General features: G+C 61.3%; 20 protein-coding genes. 10 read left to right on the top strand and 10 right to left on the bottom strand.

From position 1 onward, the window contains the following. The first annotated feature begins 15 nt into the window (after window positions 1-15). A complete protein-coding gene (locus ASC97_RS21735; protein ID WP_057470400.1) occupies window positions 16-1,023 on the top strand; it encodes an MBL fold metallo-hydrolase in 1,008 nt (335 codons plus the stop codon). A 14-nt stretch (window positions 1,024-1,037) separates the two neighbouring features. Here the strand turns inward: ASC97_RS21735 and ASC97_RS21740 are convergent, their stop codons facing one another. Beyond that, a complete protein-coding gene (locus tag ASC97_RS21740) occupies window positions 1,038-2,996 on the bottom strand; it encodes an elongation factor G (protein WP_057470401.1) in 1,959 nt (652 codons plus the stop codon). Window positions 2,997-3,286: 290 nt separating this feature from the next. On the opposite strand from ASC97_RS21740, the gene dapF reads away from it, so the two are divergent. The 5 genes from dapF (at window position 3,287) to ASC97_RS21765 (ending at window position 8,369) form a co-directional block, all read left to right on the top strand. Beyond that, window positions 3,287-4,192: a diaminopimelate epimerase gene (dapF, locus tag ASC97_RS21745; RefSeq protein WP_057470500.1), complete on the top strand. Its 906-nt coding sequence runs from the start codon at window positions 3,287-3,289 to the stop codon at window positions 4,190-4,192. Beyond that, window positions 4,189-5,463 (top strand): tRNA (N(6)-L-threonylcarbamoyladenosine(37)-C(2))-methylthiotransferase MtaB, encoded by a 1,275-nt coding sequence (gene mtaB / locus ASC97_RS21750; RefSeq protein ID WP_057470402.1) that lies wholly within the window; start codon window positions 4,189-4,191, stop codon window positions 5,461-5,463. The genes dapF and mtaB overlap by 4 nt, the downstream gene beginning before the upstream one ends. 15 nt (window positions 5,464-5,478) lie before the next feature. Continuing rightward, on the top strand, window positions 5,479-7,077 hold the full coding sequence (ftsY, locus tag ASC97_RS21755) for a signal recognition particle-docking protein FtsY (RefSeq protein ID WP_057470403.1): 1,599 nt from the start codon (window positions 5,479-5,481) through the stop codon (window positions 7,075-7,077). Between the two features lie 63 nt (window positions 7,078-7,140). Then, on the top strand, window positions 7,141-7,785 hold the full coding sequence (locus ASC97_RS21760) for a septation protein A (protein WP_057470404.1): 645 nt from the start codon (window positions 7,141-7,143) through the stop codon (window positions 7,783-7,785). Beyond that, complete coding sequence (locus ASC97_RS21765) at window positions 7,782-8,369, top strand: DUF2585 domain-containing protein (RefSeq protein WP_057470405.1); 588 nt, start codon at window positions 7,782-7,784, stop codon at window positions 8,367-8,369. Before ASC97_RS21760 ends, ASC97_RS21765 begins: the two co-directional genes overlap by 4 nt. 71 nt (window positions 8,370-8,440) lie before the next feature. On the opposite strand, the gene ASC97_RS21770 is transcribed toward ASC97_RS21765, so the two are convergent. The 5 genes from ASC97_RS21770 to ccmA all read right to left on the bottom strand — a co-directional run bounded on the left by ASC97_RS21770 (window position 8,441) and on the right by ccmA (window position 11,609). Next, window positions 8,441-9,049 carry a DsbE family thiol:disulfide interchange protein gene (locus ASC97_RS21770; RefSeq protein ID WP_057470406.1) on the bottom strand — a complete coding sequence of 203 codons (609 nt, stop codon included), beginning with the start codon at window positions 9,047-9,049 and terminating at the stop codon, window positions 8,441-8,443. Continuing rightward, window positions 9,046-9,213 carry a heme exporter protein CcmD gene (gene ccmD, locus ASC97_RS21775; RefSeq protein WP_057470407.1) on the bottom strand — a complete coding sequence of 56 codons (168 nt, stop codon included), beginning with the start codon at window positions 9,211-9,213 and terminating at the stop codon, window positions 9,046-9,048. Before ccmD ends, ASC97_RS21770 begins: the two co-directional genes overlap by 4 nt. A 2-nt stretch (window positions 9,214-9,215) precedes the next feature. After that, window positions 9,216-9,977, bottom strand: a complete 762-nt coding sequence (locus ASC97_RS21780) for a heme ABC transporter permease (protein WP_057470408.1) — start codon at window positions 9,975-9,977, stop codon at window positions 9,216-9,218. Between the two features lie 47 nt (window positions 9,978-10,024). Further along, window positions 10,025-10,684: a heme exporter protein CcmB gene (gene ccmB / locus ASC97_RS21785; protein WP_057470409.1), complete on the bottom strand. Its 660-nt coding sequence runs from the start codon at window positions 10,682-10,684 to the stop codon at window positions 10,025-10,027. Between the two features lie 277 nt (window positions 10,685-10,961). Further along, window positions 10,962-11,609, bottom strand: coding sequence for a heme ABC exporter ATP-binding protein CcmA (gene ccmA, locus ASC97_RS21790; RefSeq protein WP_057470410.1), 648 nt, complete (start codon window positions 11,607-11,609; stop codon window positions 10,962-10,964). Window positions 11,610-11,869: 260 nt separating this feature from the next. On the opposite strand from ccmA, the gene acnA reads away from it, so the two are divergent. The 3 genes from acnA (at window position 11,870) to ASC97_RS21805 (ending at window position 16,293) form a co-directional block, all read left to right on the top strand. Beyond that, entirely contained in the window at window positions 11,870-14,560 is a 2,691-nt protein-coding gene (gene acnA / locus ASC97_RS21795; RefSeq protein WP_057470411.1) for an aconitate hydratase AcnA, read from the top strand. A 237-nt stretch (window positions 14,561-14,797) separates the two neighbouring features. After that, window positions 14,798-15,535 (top strand): DUF1223 domain-containing protein, encoded by a 738-nt coding sequence (locus tag ASC97_RS21800; protein WP_057470412.1) that lies wholly within the window; start codon window positions 14,798-14,800, stop codon window positions 15,533-15,535. A 356-nt stretch (window positions 15,536-15,891) separates the two neighbouring features. Further along, window positions 15,892-16,293, top strand: coding sequence for a DUF2794 domain-containing protein (locus ASC97_RS21805; protein ID WP_057470413.1), 402 nt, complete (start codon window positions 15,892-15,894; stop codon window positions 16,291-16,293). On the opposite strand, the gene ASC97_RS21810 is transcribed toward ASC97_RS21805, so the two are convergent. The 4 genes from ASC97_RS21810 to ASC97_RS21825 all read right to left on the bottom strand — a co-directional run bounded on the left by ASC97_RS21810 (window position 16,294) and on the right by ASC97_RS21825 (window position 21,124). Then, window positions 16,294-16,851, bottom strand: coding sequence for a GNAT family N-acetyltransferase (locus ASC97_RS21810; protein WP_057470414.1), 558 nt, complete (start codon window positions 16,849-16,851; stop codon window positions 16,294-16,296). Between the two features lie 111 nt (window positions 16,852-16,962). Beyond that, window positions 16,963-17,697 (bottom strand): Bax inhibitor-1/YccA family protein, encoded by a 735-nt coding sequence (locus ASC97_RS21815; RefSeq protein ID WP_057470415.1) that lies wholly within the window; start codon window positions 17,695-17,697, stop codon window positions 16,963-16,965. Window positions 17,698-17,876: 179 nt separating this feature from the next. Next, entirely contained in the window at window positions 17,877-20,420 is a 2,544-nt protein-coding gene (locus ASC97_RS21820) for an ABC transporter permease (RefSeq protein ID WP_057470416.1), read from the bottom strand. Continuing rightward, complete coding sequence (locus tag ASC97_RS21825; protein ID WP_057470417.1) at window positions 20,417-21,124, bottom strand: ABC transporter ATP-binding protein; 708 nt, start codon at window positions 21,122-21,124, stop codon at window positions 20,417-20,419. Before ASC97_RS21825 ends, ASC97_RS21820 begins: the two co-directional genes overlap by 4 nt. A gap of 53 nt (window positions 21,125-21,177) precedes the next feature. Here ASC97_RS21825 and ASC97_RS21830 point away from each other — a divergent pair, with 53 nt between their 5' ends. Beyond that, window positions 21,178-21,822, top strand: a complete 645-nt coding sequence (locus ASC97_RS21830) for an arylesterase (protein WP_057470418.1) — start codon at window positions 21,178-21,180, stop codon at window positions 21,820-21,822. Window positions 21,823-21,838: the final 16 nt, after the last annotated feature.

The following is a 21,838-nucleotide window of genomic DNA, read 5'->3' on the forward strand; positions in this document are numbered from 1 at the left end:
TGAGGCCACTGCCTTATGCTAAGTGCCAAACCGAAAAATCCCTACTACCAAGGTCCGGTCTCGGACCACTTCGACGGTACCTATTTCTTCAATCCCGGCGGCATCGAGCCGCTGGGATTTCGCGATCTCCTGAAATGGCAGTTCGGAGGTGGTCGCAATCGCTGGCCGAAGCAGGTCGTCAGCCCGTTTCCAACGGCAAGGCCGGAAGCCCGCATTTTCGGCGAGGGGTTGCGCGTCACCATGGTTGGGCATGCCTCGATGCTGATCCAGGTGGACGGCCTTAATATATTGACCGATCCTCTATGGTCGGAGCGCGCCAGTCCCTTCCGCCGGGCCGGTCCGAAACGCGTCGTCTCGCCGGGCATCCGTTTCGAGGATCTGCCGCCGATCGATCTCGTCCTGGTTTCACACAATCACTACGACCATCTCGACGTCGCAACGCTCAAGCGGCTTCACGCGACGCATCGTCCGCATATCATCACGCCGCTCGGCAACGACACGATTATTCGCCGTGCTTTGCCGGACGCACGCATGAGTGCCATGGACTGGGGCGAACGTACCACTATTTCGGCGGGCATCACGATTGATGCAGAGCCCGTGCATCACTGGTCGGCGCGCGGTGCGGGAGACCGCCGCATGGCCCTTTGGGCAGCCTTTGTCCTTTCGACGCCGGTGGGCAAGATCTACCACGTTGGCGACACCGGCTTTCACAAGGGCGCCAACTACAAGGTTGCCCGTGAGAAACATGGCGGTTTCCGCCTCGCGATCCTGCCTTTCGGAGCTTACGAGCCTCGCTGGTTCATGAAGGGCCAACACCAGAACCCGGAGGAAGCGGTTGCCGGGATGCTTTTGAGCAATGCAGCCCACGTGGCGGGGCATCACTTTGCAACATTCCAGCTGACCGACGAAGCGATCGACGCACCGGTCGCTGCGCTTGAGGCAGCGCTCCGCGAGCAGGGCATCGCGCCGGGGCGATTCCGTCCGCTGAGGGCCGGCGAGGTATTCGATGTGCCCGTGGCGTAACATGTCGCCCTTCGTCAGCCCGGGTGTGTTCCCGCACCGTGCGCGTGGATGATGGCCTCGGCCTCCTTGCCGTATAGTTCCTCGAAATGGTCGAAGGTCTTGGAGAAATATCCGATCCCCTGCGTGGCAGAGCGCAGGGTTCGCGCCAGTTCCTCGAGTGTCCCGCCGGGTACGAGCGCGCGAAAGACATCCCATCCCTTGGCGTTTTCATCGCGATCGAATCCCAGCACTTGTCCTCGCAACGAGGATACGATCGCTACGACGCCCCCGGAGAAGACCGATGGGATATGGATCTCGACCCGTGCCACCGGCTGCATCAGCACGGCTGCCGCCTGTGACAAGGCCTGCTTGACGCCCATCTTCGCGGCAGCGCGAAAAGCAAACTCGGAACTGTCGACGGAATGGTATTGACCGTCGGTGAGTGTCACCTCGACGTCGATCACCTGAAAGCCGAGCGGGCCTTTCTCCATCGCCTCGCGGGCTCCCGCCTCCACCGCCGGTATGTAATTTCGGGGAACTGTGCCGCCCTTCACCGTCTCTCCAAACGTGAACCCCTGGCCACGCTCGTTCGGGCGGACGCTCAGCTGCACGTCCGCGAATTGTCCGGCGCCGCCTGTCTGCTTGCGATGGCGGTAGTGGATGTTCGAGGGTTTCGATATGGTTTCACGATAGACCGGGTTCGGCGACCGGTCTGTTACCTCCACCCGGAAGACATCCGACAACGTCTTGCGAAGATCGCGAAGATGGACGGGGCCTTGCGCGCAGATCAGCTGTGCGCCCGTTCCCTCCTCCTGCATCACCTTCAGCCCGCGATCCGTCTCGGCAAGCTTTGCGAGCGTTGCCGAAAGCTTGGTCTCGTCGCGTTCGCTGCCGGGCACGAGGATGCGCTCCAGCATCGGTGTCGGCGGCTCGGTCCATTCCGGCGGTGCTGCTGCCGCTGCGGTGGTCAGTAGGGCGGGTACCGGCAGATGGTCCGATTTGATGGCGCCGAAGACCTGGCCGGCCGGAATGCTTCCCGCCAGCGGGCGCCCGGTGCCCGCTTCCTGTATGGCTCCCAGCCCAGCGCCGCCGAGCGTCGCGCCTTGCTTCAATCCATCGCCCAGCGCGCGCACCAGCACTGTCTTGCCGATGTTGGCGCGGTGGTGTGCGTGAAAGCTGACGGCGAGCAATGCGCTTTCATCGAGGCTGCCGGCCACGGCAAGGCGGCCACGAAGTGCCACAACCGGCGGTGCCTCGTGACGCAGTGCCTTCATCAGCCGCTTGATGCCGTTGCTGTGCGAGGCGGCGCCGAAGAGGACGGGAATGATCCTGTTTTCCTTCAGCGTGCGCGAGGCGATGGCGAAGAGCGCGTCGCTCGCGGGCTCACGATCTTCGATGAGTTCTTCCAGAAGCCAATCGTCGAATTCGGAAAGCTGTTCCAACAACTCGGCGCGCGCTTCGTGCTCTCGTTCCGCCGAGCTGTCGGGAAGTTCAACGAGTGCGGATGGCTGGCCCTCGCGGTAACGCCAGGCGCGCTCCGAAATCAGGTCGCAGCTGCCGACGATCGTATCGCCCTCGCGGATCGGCACCTGCCTGAGGATGAGCGGGTGGCTTGAATAGGCCTGTAGCGAGGCGATGACATCGCGAAGGCGTCCCTGTGGCTCGTCGATACGATTGACGAACAGAATGCAGGGTGTTCCCGAGGCTTCGACAGCCCGCAGGTAAGGTGCGGCCAAAACGGCCTCGTCAGGGGCGGGCGAGACGCAGAGAATACAGGCGTCGCTTGCCAGGAGCGCATCCTGGGCAAGCGCCAGGGATTCGTTCGTGCCTGGCGTATCCAGCGCGCACCATGTTTCGCCTCCGAAGTCGAATTCCGTGAGGCTCGATCCGTACGGAGAGACAGATTTTCTCGGGGTGCCTTCCAGCGCGGCCAGCTTTGCCACGAGCGTCGATTTCCCCGTCTGCGAAGGTCCAAGTACCGTGAAGCAGCGCATCGGCAATCCTCCCATAGCCAAGAGCACGCATCCGAAAGCAAAGAATGCCTGCAACTGAGACAAAGCGCTAGATAGTTGCGACGTTTCTTGAATACAGGGGGCGATGGTCGAGCTTGCGAGATCCTTGTTGCAGTGCTGCGGCAGGCCGCGACGAGCGGTTGCCTCCGGGATCGGAATGCCCTGCAGAGCGCGCCAGGCCCGCCGCTCATCCGTCTGGCCATTGCCGCACCCACTGGTAATTCTCGCGCATTTCCGCCATATACAGCGCAAACAGACATGGACATGAGATGATGAGCGCACCGGTCGAATTCGCGAAGATGAATGGGCTTGGAAACAAGATCCTGGTCGTCGACATGCGCGGTCGTACCGACAAGGTGACGCCGCAGGCGGCAATTGCTCTGAATGCGAGCGCCGATACGCAGTTCGATCAGATCATGGCGATCCATGATCCGAAGGCTGTGGGCACCGATGCCTGGATCGATATCTTGAATTGCGACGGTACCAAGGCGCAGGCCTGCGGCAACGGTACACGCTGCGTGGTGCAGGCGCTGGCTGCCGAAACCGGCAAAAAGGCCTTCACGTTCCAGACCGTCGCCGGCATCCTCAATGCCGTCGAACTCGAGGACGGGACGATTTCGGTCGACATGGGCAAGCCGGTGTTCGAGTGGGACAAGATTCCGCTTGCCGAAGAATTTTTCGATACAAGCCGAATCGAGCTGCAGATCGGGCCGATCGACAATCCCGTGCTGCATTCGCCCTCAGTCGCGTCGATGGGCAATCCGCATGCGATCTTCTGGGTCAACCGCGATGTTATGTCGTTCGATCTCGCCCGCTTCGGGCCGTTGCTTGAAAACCATCCAATGTTTCCCGAGCGCGCCAATATCACGCTCGCCGAGGTGACTTCTCCGACATCCGTCACCACGCGCACGTGGGAGCGCGGCGCGGGGCTGACGCTTGCCTGCGGGTCGGCTGCCTGCGCAACGGCGGTTTCGGCAGCGCGCACCGGGCGCACCGGGCGCAAGGTGGCGATCAAGGTTGCCAGCAGCCCGCAGGGCGGGTCGCTCATCATCGACTGGCGCGAAAGCGACGATCACGTCGTCATGACCGGCCCCGCAGAGTGGGAGTGGTCCGGCACCGTCGATCCATCGACCGGGCTCTGGTCCCGCAACGAAGCACAGGGGGCGGAAGCGCGGTGAGCGGCGTCGAGGTCATCACCTTCGGCTGTCGTCTCAACACCTACGAGTCCGAGGTGATGCGGGCGGAGGCCGAAAAGGCCGGGCTCAACAATGCCATTCTGGTGAATACCTGCGCCGTCACGGGCGAGGCCGTGCGGCAGGCACGCCAGGCGATCCGTCGGGCGCGGCGCGATAATCCGCACGCCCGCATCATCGTCACCGGCTGTGCCGCGCAGACCGAGAAGGAGATCTTTGCCGAGATGGCCGAGGTCGATGCCGTGCTCGGCAACGAGGAGAAGCTGAAAAGCGCTTCCTACCGGGCGCTGCCGGATTTCGGCGTTTCCGCCGAAGAGAAGCTGCGCGTCAACGATATCATGAGCGTGCGCCAGACGGCGCCGCAGATGGTCAAGCACATCGACGGACACGTGCGCGCCTTCATACAGGTACAGAACGGCTGCGATCATCGCTGCACCTTCTGCGTCATTCCCTATGGCCGCGGCAATTCGCGCTCGGTGCCGATGGGCGCCGTCGTCGATCAGGCGCGCCGGCTGGTCGAGAGCGGCTACCGCGAAATCGTCCTGACGGGCGTCGACGCCACCAGCTATGGCGCAGACCTGCCGGGTGAACCGACGCTCGGCTTGCTTGCCAAGACGCTGCTGAAGCAGATCCCCGATATCAGGCGGCTGAGGCTTTCGTCGATCGACAGCATCGAGGCTGACAGGCATCTTTTCGACCTCATTGCCGACGAGGCGCGGTTCATGCCGCACCTGCATCTGTCGCTGCAGCATGGTGACGACATGATACTGAAGCGGATGAAGCGCCGGCATTCGAGTGCCGATGCGCTTGCCTTTGTCAACGAGGTCAGGCGGTTGCGCCCAAATATCAGTATCGGCGCGGACATGATCGCTGGCTTTCCGACCGAGACGGAAGAGATGTTCGGCAATGCTGTGCGGCTGGCCGAAGAGGCCGGGATCGCGCGCCTGCACGTCTTTCCCTACAGCCCGCGGCCCGGTACGCCGGCAGCCCGCATGCCGCAGCTCGACCGGGCACTCGTCAAGGAGCGGGCCGCAAGATTGCGTGCCACTGGACATCGGCTGCATCAGTCCCATCTCGACGGCATGGTCGGAACGCGGCAATGGCTGCTGGTGGAAAACAATGGACTGGCGCATACGGAAGACTTCACGCTTGTTGCAGCGCCGGGCCTTAGCCCCCGCGCGCTGGTGCCGGTCGATATCACCGGCCACAACGGCAAGCATCTCGACATGCAATTGACGGCCGCCGACGCGGCCTGAGTATACGGAATCCCCATGGCGTTCAGTTTTATCAAAAAGGTCTTCACCTTCGGCCCCGACAAACCGGCCGAAGAGAAGGCACCTGACACTGTCGACACGCAAGCGCTCGCGCCTGAACTGGAGCCGCATTCCCGGGTCGAGGACCTGCCGGCTTCGGCAGATCCGGTGTTGCCGGAAGAGATGGATACGGCCGGTGGACCCGCCGGGGATGTCGATGACGACGGATCGACGCTGACGGCGGACGCTGCCGAAGCCGTAGAGCTTGTGCCGGAGGCGGATGTAGAGGCAGAGGATGTGTCCGAAGTCCTGCCTGCCGACGTCGTCACGGGCGATATGGGGTTTGTGCCGCTGTCGCTGCTCGAGGCTGAGGCTGCGGCGGAGACGATCGACACTGCGGATGCCCTTGCAGGCATGCCGGTCCCCGCGGTTGGAGGAACGGACCCGCAGCCCGACCTCGGCCAATCAGTTGAGGTCGCCGAGGATGCAACGGAAGGGGATAGCCCTTTCCATGCCGGTGATGACAGCGCCGCACTCGATAGTGCAGGAGAAGCAGTTGTACCCTCGGACCTGACCGATGAAATGTCAGGTCAGCGCAGCGGCGAGACCACGGAGCCCTCGTCCGAACCCACTCTGCCCAAGGGTTTTGCAACCGGACCGGCCGTTTCAGAACCGGCCGTCATCGTGCCGGCAGCCAGGCTTTCCTGGTTCCAGCGTCTTCGTGCCGGCCTTGCCCGCACGTCGTCGCAGCTCACCGGTCAGATTTCGGCGCTCTTCACCAAGCGCAAGCTGGATGACGAGACGTTGCAGGATCTGGAGGATCTGCTGATCCAAGCCGATCTCGGCGTCGAAACGGCCATGCGCGTCACCGATACGCTTGCTTCCGAACGCTATGGCAAGGATGTGACGGGCGAAGACGTCAGCCGCATCATGGCGAGCGAAATCGCGAAGGTCCTGAAGCCGGTTGCAAAGCCGCTGCAGCTCGATCTCAGCCACAAGCCGCACGTGATCCTGGTCGTCGGCGTCAATGGAACGGGCAAAACCACGACCATCGGCAAGCTGGCGGCGAAGCTCTCGGGCGCCGGTCTCAAGGTGATGGTTGCGGCCGGCGATACCTTCCGTGCCGCTGCCATCGAGCAGCTGAAGATCTGGGCCGATCGCACAAAGTCGGAATTCATCGGTACCAAGCTCGGCGCCGATGCGGCCGGCCTTGCCTACGACGCCTTCGAGCAGGCGAAGGCGAAGAAATGCGACGTGCTGATCATCGATACCGCCGGGCGCCTGCAGAACAAGGCGGAGCTGATGGCGGAGCTCGAAAAGATCGTTCGCGTGCTCGGCAAGCTCGATCCGGATGCGCCCCATACGGTGCTGCAGACGCTCGACGCCACGACCGGGCAGAATGCGCTGAACCAGGTCGAGATTTTCCGCAACGTCGCCGGCGTCAACGGATTGATCATGACCAAGCTCGACGGCACGGCGCGCGGCGGCATCCTTGTCGCCATCTCGGCCAAGCACAAGCTGCCCGTCTATTTCATCGGCGTCGGTGAGGGCGTCGATGACCTGGAGCCGTTCGAGGCCGAGGATTTCGCCCATGCCATTGCCGGTCTCAACCAATGATGACACAGATATGCCGCCAAGCGCGGGCAAGCGTGATGCGACAAAGAACGGACGAGAGATAGAATGACCACCGAGAGCGATACCACCCCAACGGCGGCCGACCGGCACCATCCGATGCTGAAGCTGGCGCTGGAGCTCGGCCCGTTGATGATCTTCTTCTTTGCCAATCTGCGCGGTCCCTGGCTGGTCGAAAAGTTTCCGGCGCTGACGGCTCTCGGCGGTCCGCTGTTCGTAGCAACCGCGCTGTTCATGGCGGCGACGGTCATTTCCCTGCTGGTGTCGAAGATCGTGCTCGGCCATTTGCCGATCATGCCGTTCGTGTCCGGCATCGTCGTGCTGATCTTCGGATCGCTGTCGATCTACCTGCAGAACGAAACCTTCATCAAGATGAAGCCGACGATCGTCAATGCGCTGTTCGGCGTCGCCCTGCTCGGTGGCCTCGCCTTCGGCAAATCGCTGCTCGGATATGTCTTCAACGCGGCGTTCCAGCTCGATGCGGAGGGCTGGCGCAAGCTTACTCTCCGCTGGGGCATCTTCTTCCTCTTCCTCGCCGTGCTCAACGAGGTCGTTTGGCGCAATTTCTCCGACGATTTCTGGGTGGCATTCAAGGTCTGGGGGACAATGCCGGTGACCATCATCTTCACGCTTGCGCAGATGCCGCTGATCATGAAGCATACGGTGACGCCCGCGGGAGAGACCGAGAATTGACCACACTGGAGACGGCAGAGAGAACCAAGCACCAAACCTTCTGGTTCGCCGCATGTGTGGCGGTTCTGCTGATCCAGATCGTTGCCGAATACATGATGGGGCGTACCCCGATCTGCACCTGTGGCTATGTCAAGCTGTGGGAAGGCACGGTCAATTCCAGCGGGAATTCGCAGCACCTGTCCGATTGGTACACGCCGTCGCACATCATCCATGGGTTCATTTTCTATGGCCTTGCGCACCTTCTCCTACGCGGCAAACCGATCGCCATGCGGTTGCTGTTGGCGCTGGTCATTGAGTCCGGCTGGGAACTGCTGGAGAATTCGCCCCTGATCATCGACCGTTACCGCACCGCGACGATATCGCTCGACTACTATGGCGACAGCATCCTCAATTCGGCGATGGATACGGTGTTCATGGTCCTCGGCTTCTTCTTCGCCTCGAGGGCCCCTGTTGCGCTGACGGTCGCGATCGCGATCTTCTTCGAAATCTTCACCGGGTACATGATCCGCGACAATCTGACGCTGAATGTGCTGATGCTGGTCTGGCCGTTGGACGCCGTGAAAACCTGGCAGGGTGGCGGTTAGGGTATTGGGGTGCGAGCTTATCGCGGCGATGAGGGGGCCACTCTGCACGGTGCTCGAGACCAATCAGCCGCCTACGAAACAGGCTTGCCCAACGCCTTTTCCATGGCCGGAAACAGGCCCTCTTTCAGGCTGATGTCATCGAACGGCCCGACGCGCTTGTAGAGAATGGTACCATCCGGGCCGACCAGATAGCTTTCGGGAATTCCATAGACACCCCAGTCGATCGCCGCCTGGCCCTTGGGATCGATGCCGATCGCAGCGTAGGGGTTGCCGAGTTCGCCAAGGAAGCGCAGTGCGTTGTCGTTCTTGTCCTTGTAGTTGATCCCAACGATGTTGAGGCGACTGTCCTTGGCCAGTTCCTTCAGGATCGGATGCTCGTCGCGGCAGGGAATGCACCACGAGGCGAAGACGTTGACGAGTGTCAGCTTGCCGTTCACGACACTGTCCGTCAGCGCTGGCAGATTGGCGCCCTCGAGTGGGGGGAGGTTCAGCGCCGGCGCCCTGGTGCCGATCAGCGCGGAGGGGATTTCGGAGATATCCTTGCCGTGGACCTGCTGGTCGTACAGCATCTTCGCAGCCGTGGCGGCGATACCGCCAAAGACGACGAGAGGTATCAGGGCGAAGACATAGCGCCCAAGGCCGCGTTTCGGCCTGCCGGATTCAGGTGCCGTGCTGCTCATCGACCGTCCTTCGCGCTTGCCGAGCGGCGGCGGATGCCGGATGCCTCAAGCATTGCCATTTCCTTCCGTCGGGCCCGGCCGTCGGCCCATGTCCAGAGCGTCACCCCGATGGTGACGAGGGCGGCGAAGACGTAGGAACTATAGACGTAGAAAGCGTGTGTCACGGTTATCCCTCGCGGCTCGCGAGACGCGCAGCCATCCGGCGCTGGGCGGCGATGCGGCGACGCCAGATTTCGTTGCGCATGGCCATGACGTGCAGCGTGAAGAAAAGGGCCGTGTAGGCAATCGCCATCACCAGCAGCGGGCGCAGGAATTCCGGGTCGATCGCAGGCCCATCGAGGCGCAGGACGCTGGCGGATTGGTGCAGCGTATTCCACCATTCGACCGAGAACTTGATGATCGGAATGTTGACGAAACCGACGAGGATGAGGACGGCGCTGACGCGGGCTGCTTTCGACGGGTCGTCCATGGCGCGGTTCAGCGCAATCAGGCCGAGATACATCAGAAATAGAATGAAGACGGAAGTCAGCCGTGCATCCCAGACCCACCACGTGCCCCACATCGGCTTACCCCAGAGCGAGCCGGTGACCAGGGCGATCAGGGTAAAAGCGGCGCCGAGCGGTGCAGCTGCCTTGGCCGACACGTCGGCCAGCGGATGGCGCCAGACCAGCGTCCCGATCGCAGAAATGCTCATGATCGTGTAACCCATCATCGCCAGCCAAGCGGCGGGCACGTGGATGTACATGATGCGGACCGTTTCGCCCTGCTGGTAGTCGCCCTCTGTCGTGAAGCTGAGATACAGCCCCACGGCGAAACAGAGGACCGTAACGCCGGCCATCCAGGGGATTGCGCGTGCGGCCAGCGCCAGGAACCGCGTCGGGTTGGCGAGGTCGCTGAACTTGCTGATGGCTAGGCTGGTTTCGCTCATGTCGTTTCCTTACCGCGATCTGTGATCCGCCGCAATCGAGCGCTCCATCAATCCGCTGTGTTGCGCAGTGCCAACGCTGCCGCCGCGGGTCCGATGACGGCGAAGAACAGGCTCAGCGCGATCAGGATCAGGAATGGCGGGAGAAAAGGCGTCGATCCTTCTACCGCGGCATAGGTGGCGCTGACACCGAAAATCAGCACTGGAATGGTCAGCGGCAGGACTAGGATCGAGACCAGCAGGCCGCCGCGCGGAAGTGCAACTGCGACGGCCGCGCCGACGGCGCCGATAAAGGTGATGGCGGGCGAGCCGACCAGCAGCGTCAGCATGGTCGCGCCGATCGCCGTTTCGCTCATGTTCATGAAGAGCCCGAGGAGCGGAGAGGCGATGACGAGAGGCAGGCTGGTGGCGGCCCAGTGTGCCAGGCATTTCACGAGCACGGTGACGACCAGCGGCGTTTCCTGCATCAGCATCAAATCGAGCGATCCGTCGTCGCGCTCGGCCTGGAAGAGACGATCAAGACCGAGGAGGGCGGCCAGCAGCGCGCCGATCCAGACGATGGCGGGGCCGATGCGCGAGAGCAGCTTGAGATCGGGCCCGACGCCGAAGGGAATGACGGCGACGACGGTGAGGAAGAACAGGACGCCGACGAGGGCGCCTCCGCCGGCGCGGATGGAAAGCTTGAGGTCACGCAGGAGGAGTGCGGTCATGGGCGGGTTGCTGGCTCCTGGGTAGCGGGGTGTTCGACGGACAGGTTGCCGGCTATGCTGGAGGAACCCTCCCCAAAGCCTGCGCTTGAAGACCCCTCCCCAACCCCTTCCCCCAGGGGGGAGGGGCTAAGTCGGGCTACTGATTGCTGCAGAAAAGTGATCGCTGAGGGTGTTGAGAGGTTTTGATTGCGCAGTGCGGCTACGGCGCGGAAGCCCCGCCCCCCTGGGGGAAGAGGTTGGGGAGGGGTCTTCTTCGACCTGGGATGCATTCGCCTCATCATCCCCACACCCCGCCGTCCACCCCGGCAAACCCCGTCATCCGCAATTCCTTTGCCTCCTCCAGGCCCAAGGACTGATGGGTCGCTGCAAGCACAATGCCGCCATGCTTGCGATGTGTCTCGATGAGATCGGCAAACAGGCGGTCGGCGCTTGCATCCAGCGCTGCCGTCGGCTCGTCCAGGATCCAGACCGGACGGTAGGCGACGAGCAGCTTGGCGAAGGCGAAGCGGCGTTGCTGGCCGGCCGAGAGGTAGCCGAATGGCAGATGGGCGATGCCGGCGAGGCCCACCGCGTCGGCTGCGTCCTCGACAGAGACGCGAGAGCCGCCGTTGCCGTTGCCAAGGAAGTCGCGCCAGAAGGTCAAATTCTCGTCGACCGTCAGCTCGCTCTTCATCGCGTTGCGGTGGCCGAAATAATGGCTGACTTCGCTCACGGTGCCATCCGTGCGGCCTTGCGAATCAGTGAACGTCACCAAGCCTCTTTCCGGGCGCAGAAGACCGGCCACGACGCGTAGCAAAGTTGACTTTCCCGATCCATTTTTCCCTGTCAGAACCAGTGCTTCGCCGGATTCCAGACGAAACGACAAGTCCTCGAAAATAAGGTCCTCGCCCCGGCGTGCAGCGAGATTGGCGGCGTCGAGATGCATGGCATATCCGTCGTTTAAGTTTTCAGTCATCGCAATGCAAAAAATGTCAGAAATGGGCTACAGCCTCTCTGGCACCTTTCATAGAAATTATCTATAAGACCCGCAACCACGCCAGCGGTCGGCGTGAATTTCATCCTTGCGCCGAACATGGAGCATTTACTCCACGGGCGGACAGCGGAAATGGCCGTACCCGCATCCTGATGTGCATTAGTGCATAGGCGTCCGCACGACTGTGTTCGCTATCAGAAACGGGGTCTCTCGTGTCTAAATCTCTTGACAGCTTCAATTGTCGTTCCACGCTTACTGTGAACGGTAAGGACTACGTCTATTACAGCCTTCCAAAGGCTGAGGCGAATGGCCTTGCGGGTGTTTCGAAGCTTCCCTATTCGATGAAGGTTCTGCTCGAGAACCTGCTGCGCTTCGAAGACGGTCAGTCGGTCACCAAGGATCATATCCTGGCTGTTGCGGAATGGCTTGAAAACAAGGGCGCTGTCGAAAACGAAATCGCCTATCGCCCGGCGCGCGTGCTGATGCAGGATTTCACCGGCGTTCCCGCCGTCGTCGATCTGGCCGCAATGCGTGACGCGATGGTGTCGCTTGGCGGCGATCCGGAAAAGATCAACCCGCTCGTTCCCGTCGACCTCGTCATCGACCACTCCGTCATCGTCGACGAGTTCGGCACGCCGCAGGCATTCGCCAAGAACGTCGAGCTGGAATACCAGCGCAATGGAGAGCGCTACCGATTCCTGAAGTGGGGCCAGCAGGCATTCAAGAATTTCCGCGTCGTTCCTCCCGGCACCGGCATCTGTCATCAGGTCAATCTCGAATACCTCGGCCAGACTGTCTGGACGAAGGAAGAAGACGGCGAGACGATCGCCTATCCCGACACCTGCGTCGGCACCGATTCGCATACGACGATGATCAACGGCCTTGGCGTTCTCGGCTGGGGCGTCGGCGGTATCGAAGCGGAAGCCGCGATGCTCGGCCAGCCGGTCTCCATGCTGCTGCCTGAGGTCATCGGATTCAAGCTCACAGGCAAGCTCAAGGAAGGCGTCACGGCGACCGACCTCGTCCTCACCGTCGTCCAGATGCTGCGCAAGAAGGGCGTGGTCTCGAAGTTCGTCGAATTCTTCGGCCCCGGCATGGACAACATGCCGCTCGCCGACCGCGCGACGATCGGCAACATGGGTCCGGAGTATGGCGCAACCTGTGGCTTTTTCCCGGTCGATGGCGAAACCATCAACTACCTGACCATGTCCGGCCGTACCCACGACCGGATCGCCCTCGTCGAAGCCTATTCCAAGGCCCAAGGCATGTGGCGCGAAGGCGACGGCTCGGAACTGGTGTTCACCGATACGCTGGAACTCGACCTTGGCGACGTCGTCCCGTCGATGGCCGGCCCGAAGCGTCCGGAAGGCCGCATCTCGCTGGAAAACATCGCCTCCGGCTTCGCAACCTCGCTGGACACCGAATACAAGAAGCCGGGTCAGCTTTCCAACCGCTATGCGGTCGAAGGCACCGACTACGACATCGGCCATGGCGACGTCGCGATTGCCGCCATCACGTCCTGCACCAACACGTCCAACCCGTCGGTGCTGATCGCTGCCGGCCTGCTCGCCCGCAACGCAGTCGCCAAGGGCCTGAAGACCAAGCCGTGGGTCAAGACCTCGCTCGCACCGGGATCGCAGGTCGTCGGCGAATATCTTGCCAAGTCCGGCTTGCAGACCGATCTCGACAAGCTCGGTTTCAATCTCGTCGGCTTCGGCTGCACCACCTGCATCGGCAATTCCGGCCCGTTGCCTGCGCCGATCTCGAAGACGATCAACGACAAGGGCCTGATCGCTGCCGGCGTTCTCTCCGGTAACCGCAACTTCGAAGGCCGTATCTCTCCGGACGTTCAGGCGAACTACCTGGCTTCCCCGCCGCTCGTCGTCGCCTACGCGCTTGCCGGTTCGGTCCAGAAGGACCTGACCAAGGAGCCGATCGGCGAAGATCAGAACGGCAACCCGGTGTTCCTGAAGGATATCTGGCCGACCTCGAAGGAAGTTCAGGAATTCATCCTGAAGTATGTCACCCGAGAACTTTACGAATCGAAGTACGCCGACGTGTTCAAGGGCGACGAGAACTGGCAGGCAGTTCAGATCCCTCCGGGCCAGACCTATGCCTGGGACGACAATTCGACCTACGTCCAGAATCCGCCGTACTTCGTCGGCATGGGCAAGACGGGATCGGGCATCTCAGACATCAAGGGTGCCCGCGTGCTCGGCCTGTTCGGCGACAAGATCACTACCGACCACATTTCCCCGGCCGGTTCGATCAAAGCGGCGTCGCCTGCAGGTGCATACCTATTGGAGCATAATGTCGGCGTTGCTGACTTCAACCAGTACGGCACGCGCCGCGGCAACCATGAGGTCATGATGCGCGGCACATTCGCCAACATCCGCATCCGCAACCACATGCTCGGTCCGAACGGTAAGGAAGGTGGCTACACCATCCATTACCCGTCCAAGGAGGAGGAATCGATCTACGACGCGGCCATGCAGTACAAGGCCGAAGGCGTTCCGCTCGTCATCTTCGCGGGTGTCGAGTACGGAAACGGTTCTTCCCGCGACTGGGCTGCGAAGGGCACCAACCTTCTCGGCGTCAAAGCGGTGATCGCGCAGTCCTTCGAGCGTATTCACCGTTCGAACCTGGTCGGCATGGGTATCATTCCCTTCGTCTTCGAAGAGGGGACGACCTGGGCAACGCTTGGCCTCAAGGGCGACGAACTCGTCACCATCGAAGGCCTGGAAGACATCAAGCCGCGCGAGAAGAAGATCGCCAAGATCACCTACGGCGACGGCACCGTTAAGAACGTACCGCTGCTGTCGCGTGTCGATACGCTCGACGAGGTGATTTACCTCAACAACGGCGGCATCCTGCAGACGGTCCTGCGCGACCTCGCAGCCTGATCGATAACTGACTGCACCGATAGCGACCGCCGGAGAGAAATCTCCGGCGGTTTTTGCTTTGCCGGCAGTGGTCGATCGCGCGGCTCACGACGATGTGTTGCGGCGTTGCTTTCAGACGCCCCGTCTCACCCGTTCGTGATTTTTCGTTTGAACGGGGAAAGACTATCTCTACGTTCATTGATCAGAACCTGCGGCCGTCCGGTTGGCCGCCGGCACTGAAGAAAAAGGTGAAGGTGCATGTTCCCGCGGTTTTTGATTTCACTGGTTGCAGGTATGGTCCTTGCAGGCCCGCTGCTTGCCCAGGAGGCGCCGAAGGGTGTCGTCGWACTCTTCACGTCGCAGGGCTGTTCCTCCTGTCCGCCGGCCGATGCGGCTTTTCGCAAGCTTGTCGAGCGCGGGGACGTCATTGCTCTGGCCTATCATGTCGACTACTGGAACTATCTCGGTTGGGCCGACACGCTGAGCTCCAAGGAAAACACCGAGCGCCAATATGGCTATGCGCGGACGATGGGGCGCGGCAACGTCTACACGCCACAGGTGGTCGTCAACGGGCGCGATCATGTAGCGGGTGCGGACCTTGGCGGCATCACCGGCAGGATCGATGGGTATCTTACGGAAGGAAAAGGGCTGACGGTGCCGGTCGATGCAAAGGTCAACGGCGATGAACTTGAGGTCAAGATTGGTGCGGGACCAGGCAAAGCCAATGTCGTCATGGTGTACTTCAACAGGGAAAAGACCATCGACGTCGAGAAGGGCGAAAACAGCGGGAAAAAGATCGCTTATCTCAACAGCGTTGCCGACATCGAGACGGTCGGCATGTGGGACGGCAAGGAAACGAGCTTGACGCTGCCTGCCAATGTCCTGCAGAAGCCGGATCTCGAAGGTTGTGCGATTCTACTCCAATCCTCCACCGAGGATGGTACGCCGTCGGCCATACTCGGTGCGACGGTCGTCATGGCGGGGAAGAATATCTGATGATTTTCATCTGCTACGGCAGGTGGAAAACGGGGCGGCCCGGCTGATCGTATTCGGGGCTGGGGTTAAGGTCGATACGTCCAGCCGGGCCCTTTGGCGCGCTAGCGCCAAACTTTCGCATACACCTCCAATCCGGGAGGATCACACGCAATATCAGTCGATCGGCGGGTCGCGATTCGGTCCGCGGCGCGATCGAGGGGGAATTTCCCTTGCAAATGAGGCGCTGTTTTGACTGAAATGCGGCGCGCGGGAGATTGCACAGACTATGATTAATGTGAGTGATCCCCCGCTTGCAATTTGTAAACGCTAGGGCAAACTGTCACTCTCCTATCACGAATGGAGGCGCTGGGAGACTGATGACAGATCAGCCGGATTTGCGGCGTGGCGAAAGCCGAACCGCCGATAGCAGTTCGTCCATTGTCGTGGATCTTACGGAATACAAGCAAAACAAAGATCCGCTTCCGGTTACCTTTCACAGGCGGGAGCTCGACGCCGTCCTCTGGATATATGGTCGCATGGTCGGCGAAGGCGAGTGGCGCGACTATGCGATCGATCATCTGAAGGACCGAGCCGTCTTCTCAGTTTTCAAGCGTTCCGGCGAAATGCCGCTGTTCCGGATCGAGAAAAACCCCAAGCTTGCCGCCAAGCAAGGCGCCTATTCTGTCATCAACACCCACGGCGTCATTCTAAAGCGCGGACATGACCTGCAGCAGGTTCTCAAGATTTTCAACAAGTCGCTGAAGCTGGTCGAGAAATGATCAACCCCTGAACAGGGTGCCCGGATAGGCCGATAGGTCCGGATCCGTCGTCGCCCCTTCCCCGAGCGCGCGCTGCATTATCATCGTATCCAGCCAGCGGCCGTGCTTGTAACCGGTGCCTCTCAGCCGTCCCGTTTCCTCGAAACCCAATACGGCGTGCAGCGCGATCGACGCCGGATGGGCTCCACCCACGACTGCCACCATCTGGCGGAAACCGAGCGCCGTGCAGCGCGCTATGAGTTCTGCCAGCAACAGCTTGCCGACGCCTTTTCCACGCGCCTCCGGCGCCATGTGGATCGAGTCTTCGACCATCCAGCGGTAGGCAGGACGTGTGCGGAAGGCCGAGGCATAGGCATAGCCGAGCAGGGTGCCATCATGGTCCAGGGCGGTGATGTAGGGATAGCCCTGCTCGATCACCGCGGAATACCGCCGCGCCACTTCAGTGGAGTCGGGCGGAACGATCTCGTAGCTCGCTACTCCGTTCAGAACGGATTCGCGGTAGATTTCGGTGATGGCATCGAGATCGGAGAAGGAAGCGTCGCGGAGGGAAACGAGCATTCGGACAGGCCGGCAATAAGAGGAACGTTCGATACTTCAGAAATCATCCCCTGAAAATCTGCGCAACAAAAAAGGCGGCCGAAGCCGCCTTTTCCTGTAACCCGTTCCATCTTACTTGCGGTCGCCCATGAACTGCAGGAGGAACATGAAGAGGTTGATGAAGTCGAGATAGAGTGTCAACGCACCCATGATCGCCTTGCGGCCGGCCACGGTAGCGTCATCAGCGACGTAGTACATCTCCTTGATGCGCTGCGTATCGTAGGCGGTGAGACCCGCGAAGATCAGCACGCCAATCGCCGAGATCGCAAACTGCATGGCCGACGAGGCCAGGAAGATATTGACGATCGAAGCGATGATCAGGCCGAACAGACCCATGATCAGGAAGGAGCCCATCGCTGAGAGATCCCGCTTGGTCGTGTAGCCATACAGTGACAGACCGCCGAAGGCTGCTGCCGTTACAAAGAAGGTCTGCACGACGCTCTGACCGGTGTAGATCAGAAATAGCGACGACAGCGATAGACCGACAAGCGCGGCGTAGACCCAGAAGGTCATCTGCGCGGCCGACACGCTCATGCTATTGATCCGGAAGCTCAGGAAGAAAACCATTGCGAGCGGAGCAAGAATTACCACCCACTTGAGCGGGCTGGTATAGATGGCGGCGCCAAAGGCGGTCAGTTGGCCGTCGGAGACGGCGAATGTGAAGGCGAAGTAGGCGGCCAAGCCGGTGATCACCAGGCCCAATGCCATCAGGTTGTAAACCTTGAGCATATAAGAGCGGAGGCCCTGATCGATCAGTTCGCCGGTTTGCGTTTGCACGCGGCCTTGGTAGTTGCGTAGGTCAGCCATAGTTTCCTCTTGACAGCTCCGATGTGAACACGGTGTCGGGTTTTCTTCCCGGGCGCCGCTGCGGAGCTCCAGCATGCCTGCACACAATATGAGCCTTTCGCGGTTTGCAAACAAGAGCCCTGCAACCCGAGATCGGGTTAAATCGCCGTAAGGTGAAGGGAATTTCTCAGCGGCTTCAATCAGAGTTCGCGCAGAACGGGTGCTGCCTTCTGTCCGAGGATGCGCCATGTGCCGATCAGGCCAATGCCGACCGTCAGCACCAGCGCGGTGATCAGCGTCATGCCGGCGACATCAGGCAGGAAGTGCGAGGGTATGCGCATGATACGCGCGACGATGAACCAGGCGGAGATTCCGCCGGCGAGGAGCGCGAAGATTGCCGTCGCGACGCCGAGGATGAGGTACTCGTAGCAGAAGGCGCGCATCAGCATGCGCCTGGTAGCGCCGAGCGTCTTCAGAACCACCGCGTCGTGCGTGCGTGCGCGATTTCCAGCTGCAAGCGCTCCGGCAAGCACAAGAACCGACGCGATGAGCGCGACCGAGGCCGCGGCGCGGATGGCAGTCGCGAGCTGGGCAACCAGCGCGTTGACGATATCGATCGCGTCCTTGACCCGAACGCTAGTGATCGTCGGATAGCTGTTGGTCACCGATTTGAGGATCGCCGCTTCCTGGCTCGACGTCGCCGATGGATCGCTCAGCGTCGCCAGCCACGCGTGCGGGGCGCCCCGGAATGTGTTTGGCGAAAAGACCATGACGAAATTGATCGAGAGCGTCTCCCACTCGACCTTGCGCAGATTGGCGATCCTGGCTGTGATGTTGCGACCGAGGACGTTCACGGTGACCGTGTCGCTTACCTTCAGGCCGAGGTCTTTGGCTTCATCTGCCGAAAAGGAAACCAGCGGTTCGCCGCTATAGTCCTTCGGCCACCATGACCCATCTGCCAACGAGGCATTTTCCGGCTGCGTCTCCGAATAGGTGATGCCGCGGTCGCCGCGCAGTACCCATTGACCACCGGGCGAAACCTTTATCTTGGTCACGTCCTGACCATTCAGCGACAGGATACGGCCGCGCAGCATCGGGACTTCGACGAGCTTGCCATCCGGTGCCTGTGCCTTGACGAGATTGCGGAAATTCTCGACCTCCGATCCCTGGATGTCGACAAAGAAGAAATTCGGTGCGCCCGCGGCCATACGCCCGGTCAATTGCTGACGCATGTTACCATCGATCAGGGTGAGGGTCACCAGCAGCGCGAGCCCGAGACCGAGCGACAGGACGACAGAGGGTGTAAGCGCGCCGGGGCGATGGATGTTGCCGATCGCCAGACGCAAGGCCGGCGAACTGACCCGCGGGCTACGCCGGGCGAGCCACGCGATGCCGGCCGCAACGAGCCGCAGGATCACAAACGCAAACGCGATCGCGCCGATGAACACGACAGCGATGAAACGGTCATGGGCTGTCACGATGGCAAGGCCGGCGAGTGCAATCAGAAACACCGCCGCCAGCAAAATGTAAGGCCATGACGGCAGGCTGCGGGCTTCGAAGCCCTGTTCGCGGAAGAGCGCGGTAGCCGGGACCTCGCGGGCATGGCCGAGCGGCATGATCGCGAACGCGAGCGTTGTCAGAACGCCAAACAGGACGGCAAGCGACAGCGCTACCGGATAGAGCGTCGGCGCAGTAGACATAGGCAGGAATTGTGCAAGGAACTGTGCCGCCAGCATCGGTGCCAGCGCACCGATCACAAGTCCGATCGCTATTCCGGCAAGCGCGATAATGCCGATCTGGAAGAGATAGATCAGAACGACGGTTGCCGCCGGTGCACCCAAGCATTTGAAGGTTGCAATCGTCGTGCGCTTCGAATCGAGGAATGCGCGCACGGCGTTGGCGACACCGACGCCGCCGACGATGAGGGCTGTGAGGCCGACCAGCGTCAAAAACTGAGAGAACCGCTCGATGTTATCGGTCAGCGAGGGCGCGGCTCGGTCGCTTGTGCGGATCGACCAGCCTGCGGATGGAAATTCCTTTGCTGCTCGATCCCGGACCGTCGGCATGTCGCCCTGATCGTCCAGCTGTATCTTGTAGGCATGCTCGACGAGGCTGCCGGTCTGAATCAGGCCGGAGGCGCGGAGTGCCTTCCCGCTGATGAGAAGGCGCGGGGCGAACCCGAAGCCTTCGGAGACGGCGTCGGGTTCGGTCTTCACCGTGCCCGTTATGTTGAGGATGACATTGCCGAGAAGGATCTCGTCGCCGATCTTCAGGCCCATTCGCTCCAAAAGCAGTGGGGCGGCGACAGCGCCGTACGTGCCGCTCTGGTCTGCCAGGAGGGCATGCAGCGGGTAGTTCGGCTCCGCTTCGAACGTTCCGTAGAGCGGATATGCGCCATCGACCGCCTTGACCTCGACCAGCGCCTGATCCGATCCGTCCGGCGTGCGGGCCATGGAACGCAGCCCGGTCGAAACGGAAACTTTGCCCAACCCGCGCAGGAAGCCCATTTCCTGTTCGCTCGCCTCGCGATTGTTGAGTTCGAAGCGGACGTCGCCTGCAAGAATCTGTTGGCCGCGGGTTGCGATGGTATCGGTGATCGACTGCGAGACCGAATTGACTGCCGCAATCGCGGCAGTCCCGAGCGCGATGCAGGCGAGGAAGATGTAGAAGCCCCTGAGGCCGCCGCGCAGTTCGCGGAGCGCCAGACGGAAAGCAAGCGAGACGCGGGGGGGCACGAGGCTCATGCCATGGCCGCTTCGGGTTCCACCGCCGCACTGTCGTCCTCGATCCGGCCGGAACGGACGCGGATCTGTCTCGAGCAGCGCTTTGCGAGCGCCGTGTCGTGGGTAACGAGCAGAAGCGTCATGCCGCGTTCGGCTTGTTTCGAAAACAGCAGGTCGGCGATCTGCCGGCCGGTATCGGCGTCGAGATTGCCGGTAGGTTCGTCGGCAATCAGAAGGGCAGGGGACGGGGCGAGTGCGCGCGCAATGGCGACCCGCTGCTGTTCGCCGCCGGAGAGTTGCCCCGGGTAATGGCTCAGGCGATCGCCGAGACCGACCGATTTCAGCTCCCGGCGGGCGATCTCGAAGGGGTTGGGAACATTGGCAAGCTCCAGAGGCACGGCGACGTTCTCGAGCGCAGTCATGTTGGCGATCAGATGGAACGACTGGAAGACGATGCCGATATTGCGGCCGCGAAAATCGGCGACCTGATCTTCGGTCAAGGCATGCAGCGGCGTGTCGCTGATGTTTATCTCGCCGCTGTCGAGCTTCTCGAGCCCGGCCAGAACCATTAGGAGGGTCGACTTCCCTGATCCGGACGGGCCGACGATGCCGACCGATTCGCCGGCGGCGATGCTAAGGTCGATGCCCTTCAACACATGGACGGACGCAGCGGCGCTGCCGAGCGTCAAATCGGCGCGCTTCAAGTCGATGATGGTTTTTGCCAACAGTAATTGCCCTATATAAATGCCGATCCTGTTGCCAATCTAGGGAAAGCGGAATGAGTTTTAAAGTTGCCGGCCTTCACATCGCCGTCATTGTTGCCTCGCTGATGCTCTCGGTGACCGCGAATGCCAGAACGATCACGCTGGTCGGCTTCGGCGACAGCCTCATGGCGGGCTACCAGCTTCCGCCCGGAGACGGCTTTCCGGAGAAGCTGCAGGCAGCATTGAAGGCCAAGGGTCTCGACGTGTCGATATCGAATGCGGGCGTTTCCGGCGATACGACGACCGGTGGCCTTGCGCGAATCGACTGGTCGGTTCCCGACGGGACGGACGGTGTCATTCTCGAACTCGGCGCCAATGACGCGTTACGCGGTATCCCGCCTGAGGAGAGCGAAAAAAACCTCGAGCAAATGATTGTCCGGCTAAAGGAACGCGGTATTGCCGTGCTTCTCGCCGGCATGCTTGCGCCGCCCAACATGGGCGGGGACTATGCGGCACGTTTCAATCCGATATACGAGAAACTCGCGCAAAAGCATGGTGTTGCACTTTATCCCTTCTTCCTCGACGGGGTCGCGCTGGACGCTGCGCTGAAGCTCGACGACGGCATGCATCCGAACACCAAGGGGGTCGAGGTGATGGTCGGCAAGATGGAGCCGGCCATCACGCAATTCATTGGAACGATTTCTACTGTGAAGAATTAGGGACTTGCGCAGGTTG

This window comes from Rhizobium sp. Root1203 (assembly GCF_001424945.1).
Classification (GTDB): Bacteria; Pseudomonadota; Alphaproteobacteria; order Rhizobiales; family Rhizobiaceae; genus Rhizobium.

Excerpts from the sequence above, each read along its gene's own strand:
- ASC97_RS21810 (WP_057470414.1), bottom strand. The coding sequence starts at position 16,851 with ATGCTCGTTTCCCTCCGCGACGCTTCCTTCTCCGATCTCGATGCCATC.
- ASC97_RS21740 (WP_057470401.1), bottom strand. The coding sequence starts at position 2,996 with ATGCGCTGCTTCACGGTACTTGGACCTTCGCAGACGGGGAAATCGACG.
- ASC97_RS21830 (WP_057470418.1), top strand. The coding sequence starts at position 21,178 with ATGAGTTTTAAAGTTGCCGGCCTTCACATCGCCGTCATTGTTGCCTCG.
- ccmB (WP_057470409.1), bottom strand. The coding sequence starts at position 10,684 with ATGACCGCACTCCTCCTGCGTGACCTCAAGCTTTCCATCCGCGCCGGC.
- ASC97_RS21770 (WP_057470406.1), bottom strand. The coding sequence starts at position 9,049 with ATGAGCAGCACGGCACCTGAATCCGGCAGGCCGAAACGCGGCCTTGGG.
- ASC97_RS21805 (WP_057470413.1), top strand. The coding sequence starts at position 15,892 with ATGACAGATCAGCCGGATTTGCGGCGTGGCGAAAGCCGAACCGCCGAT.
- ASC97_RS21780 (WP_057470408.1), bottom strand. The coding sequence starts at position 9,977 with ATGAGCGAAACCAGCCTAGCCATCAGCAAGTTCAGCGACCTCGCCAAC.
- ASC97_RS21820 (WP_057470416.1), bottom strand. The coding sequence starts at position 20,420 with ATGAGCCTCGTGCCCCCCCGCGTCTCGCTTGCTTTCCGTCTGGCGCTC.
- dapF (WP_057470500.1), top strand. The coding sequence starts at position 3,287 with ATGAGCGCACCGGTCGAATTCGCGAAGATGAATGGGCTTGGAAACAAG.
- ASC97_RS21815 (WP_057470415.1), bottom strand. The coding sequence starts at position 17,697 with ATGGCTGACCTACGCAACTACCAAGGCCGCGTGCAAACGCAAACCGGC.
- ccmA (WP_057470410.1), bottom strand. The coding sequence starts at position 11,609 with ATGCATCTCGACGCCGCCAATCTCGCTGCACGCCGGGGCGAGGACCTT.
- ASC97_RS21760 (WP_057470404.1), top strand. The coding sequence starts at position 7,141 with ATGACCACCGAGAGCGATACCACCCCAACGGCGGCCGACCGGCACCAT.
- ftsY (WP_057470403.1), top strand. The coding sequence starts at position 5,479 with ATGGCGTTCAGTTTTATCAAAAAGGTCTTCACCTTCGGCCCCGACAAA.
- ASC97_RS21735 (WP_057470400.1), top strand. The coding sequence starts at position 16 with ATGCTAAGTGCCAAACCGAAAAATCCCTACTACCAAGGTCCGGTCTCG.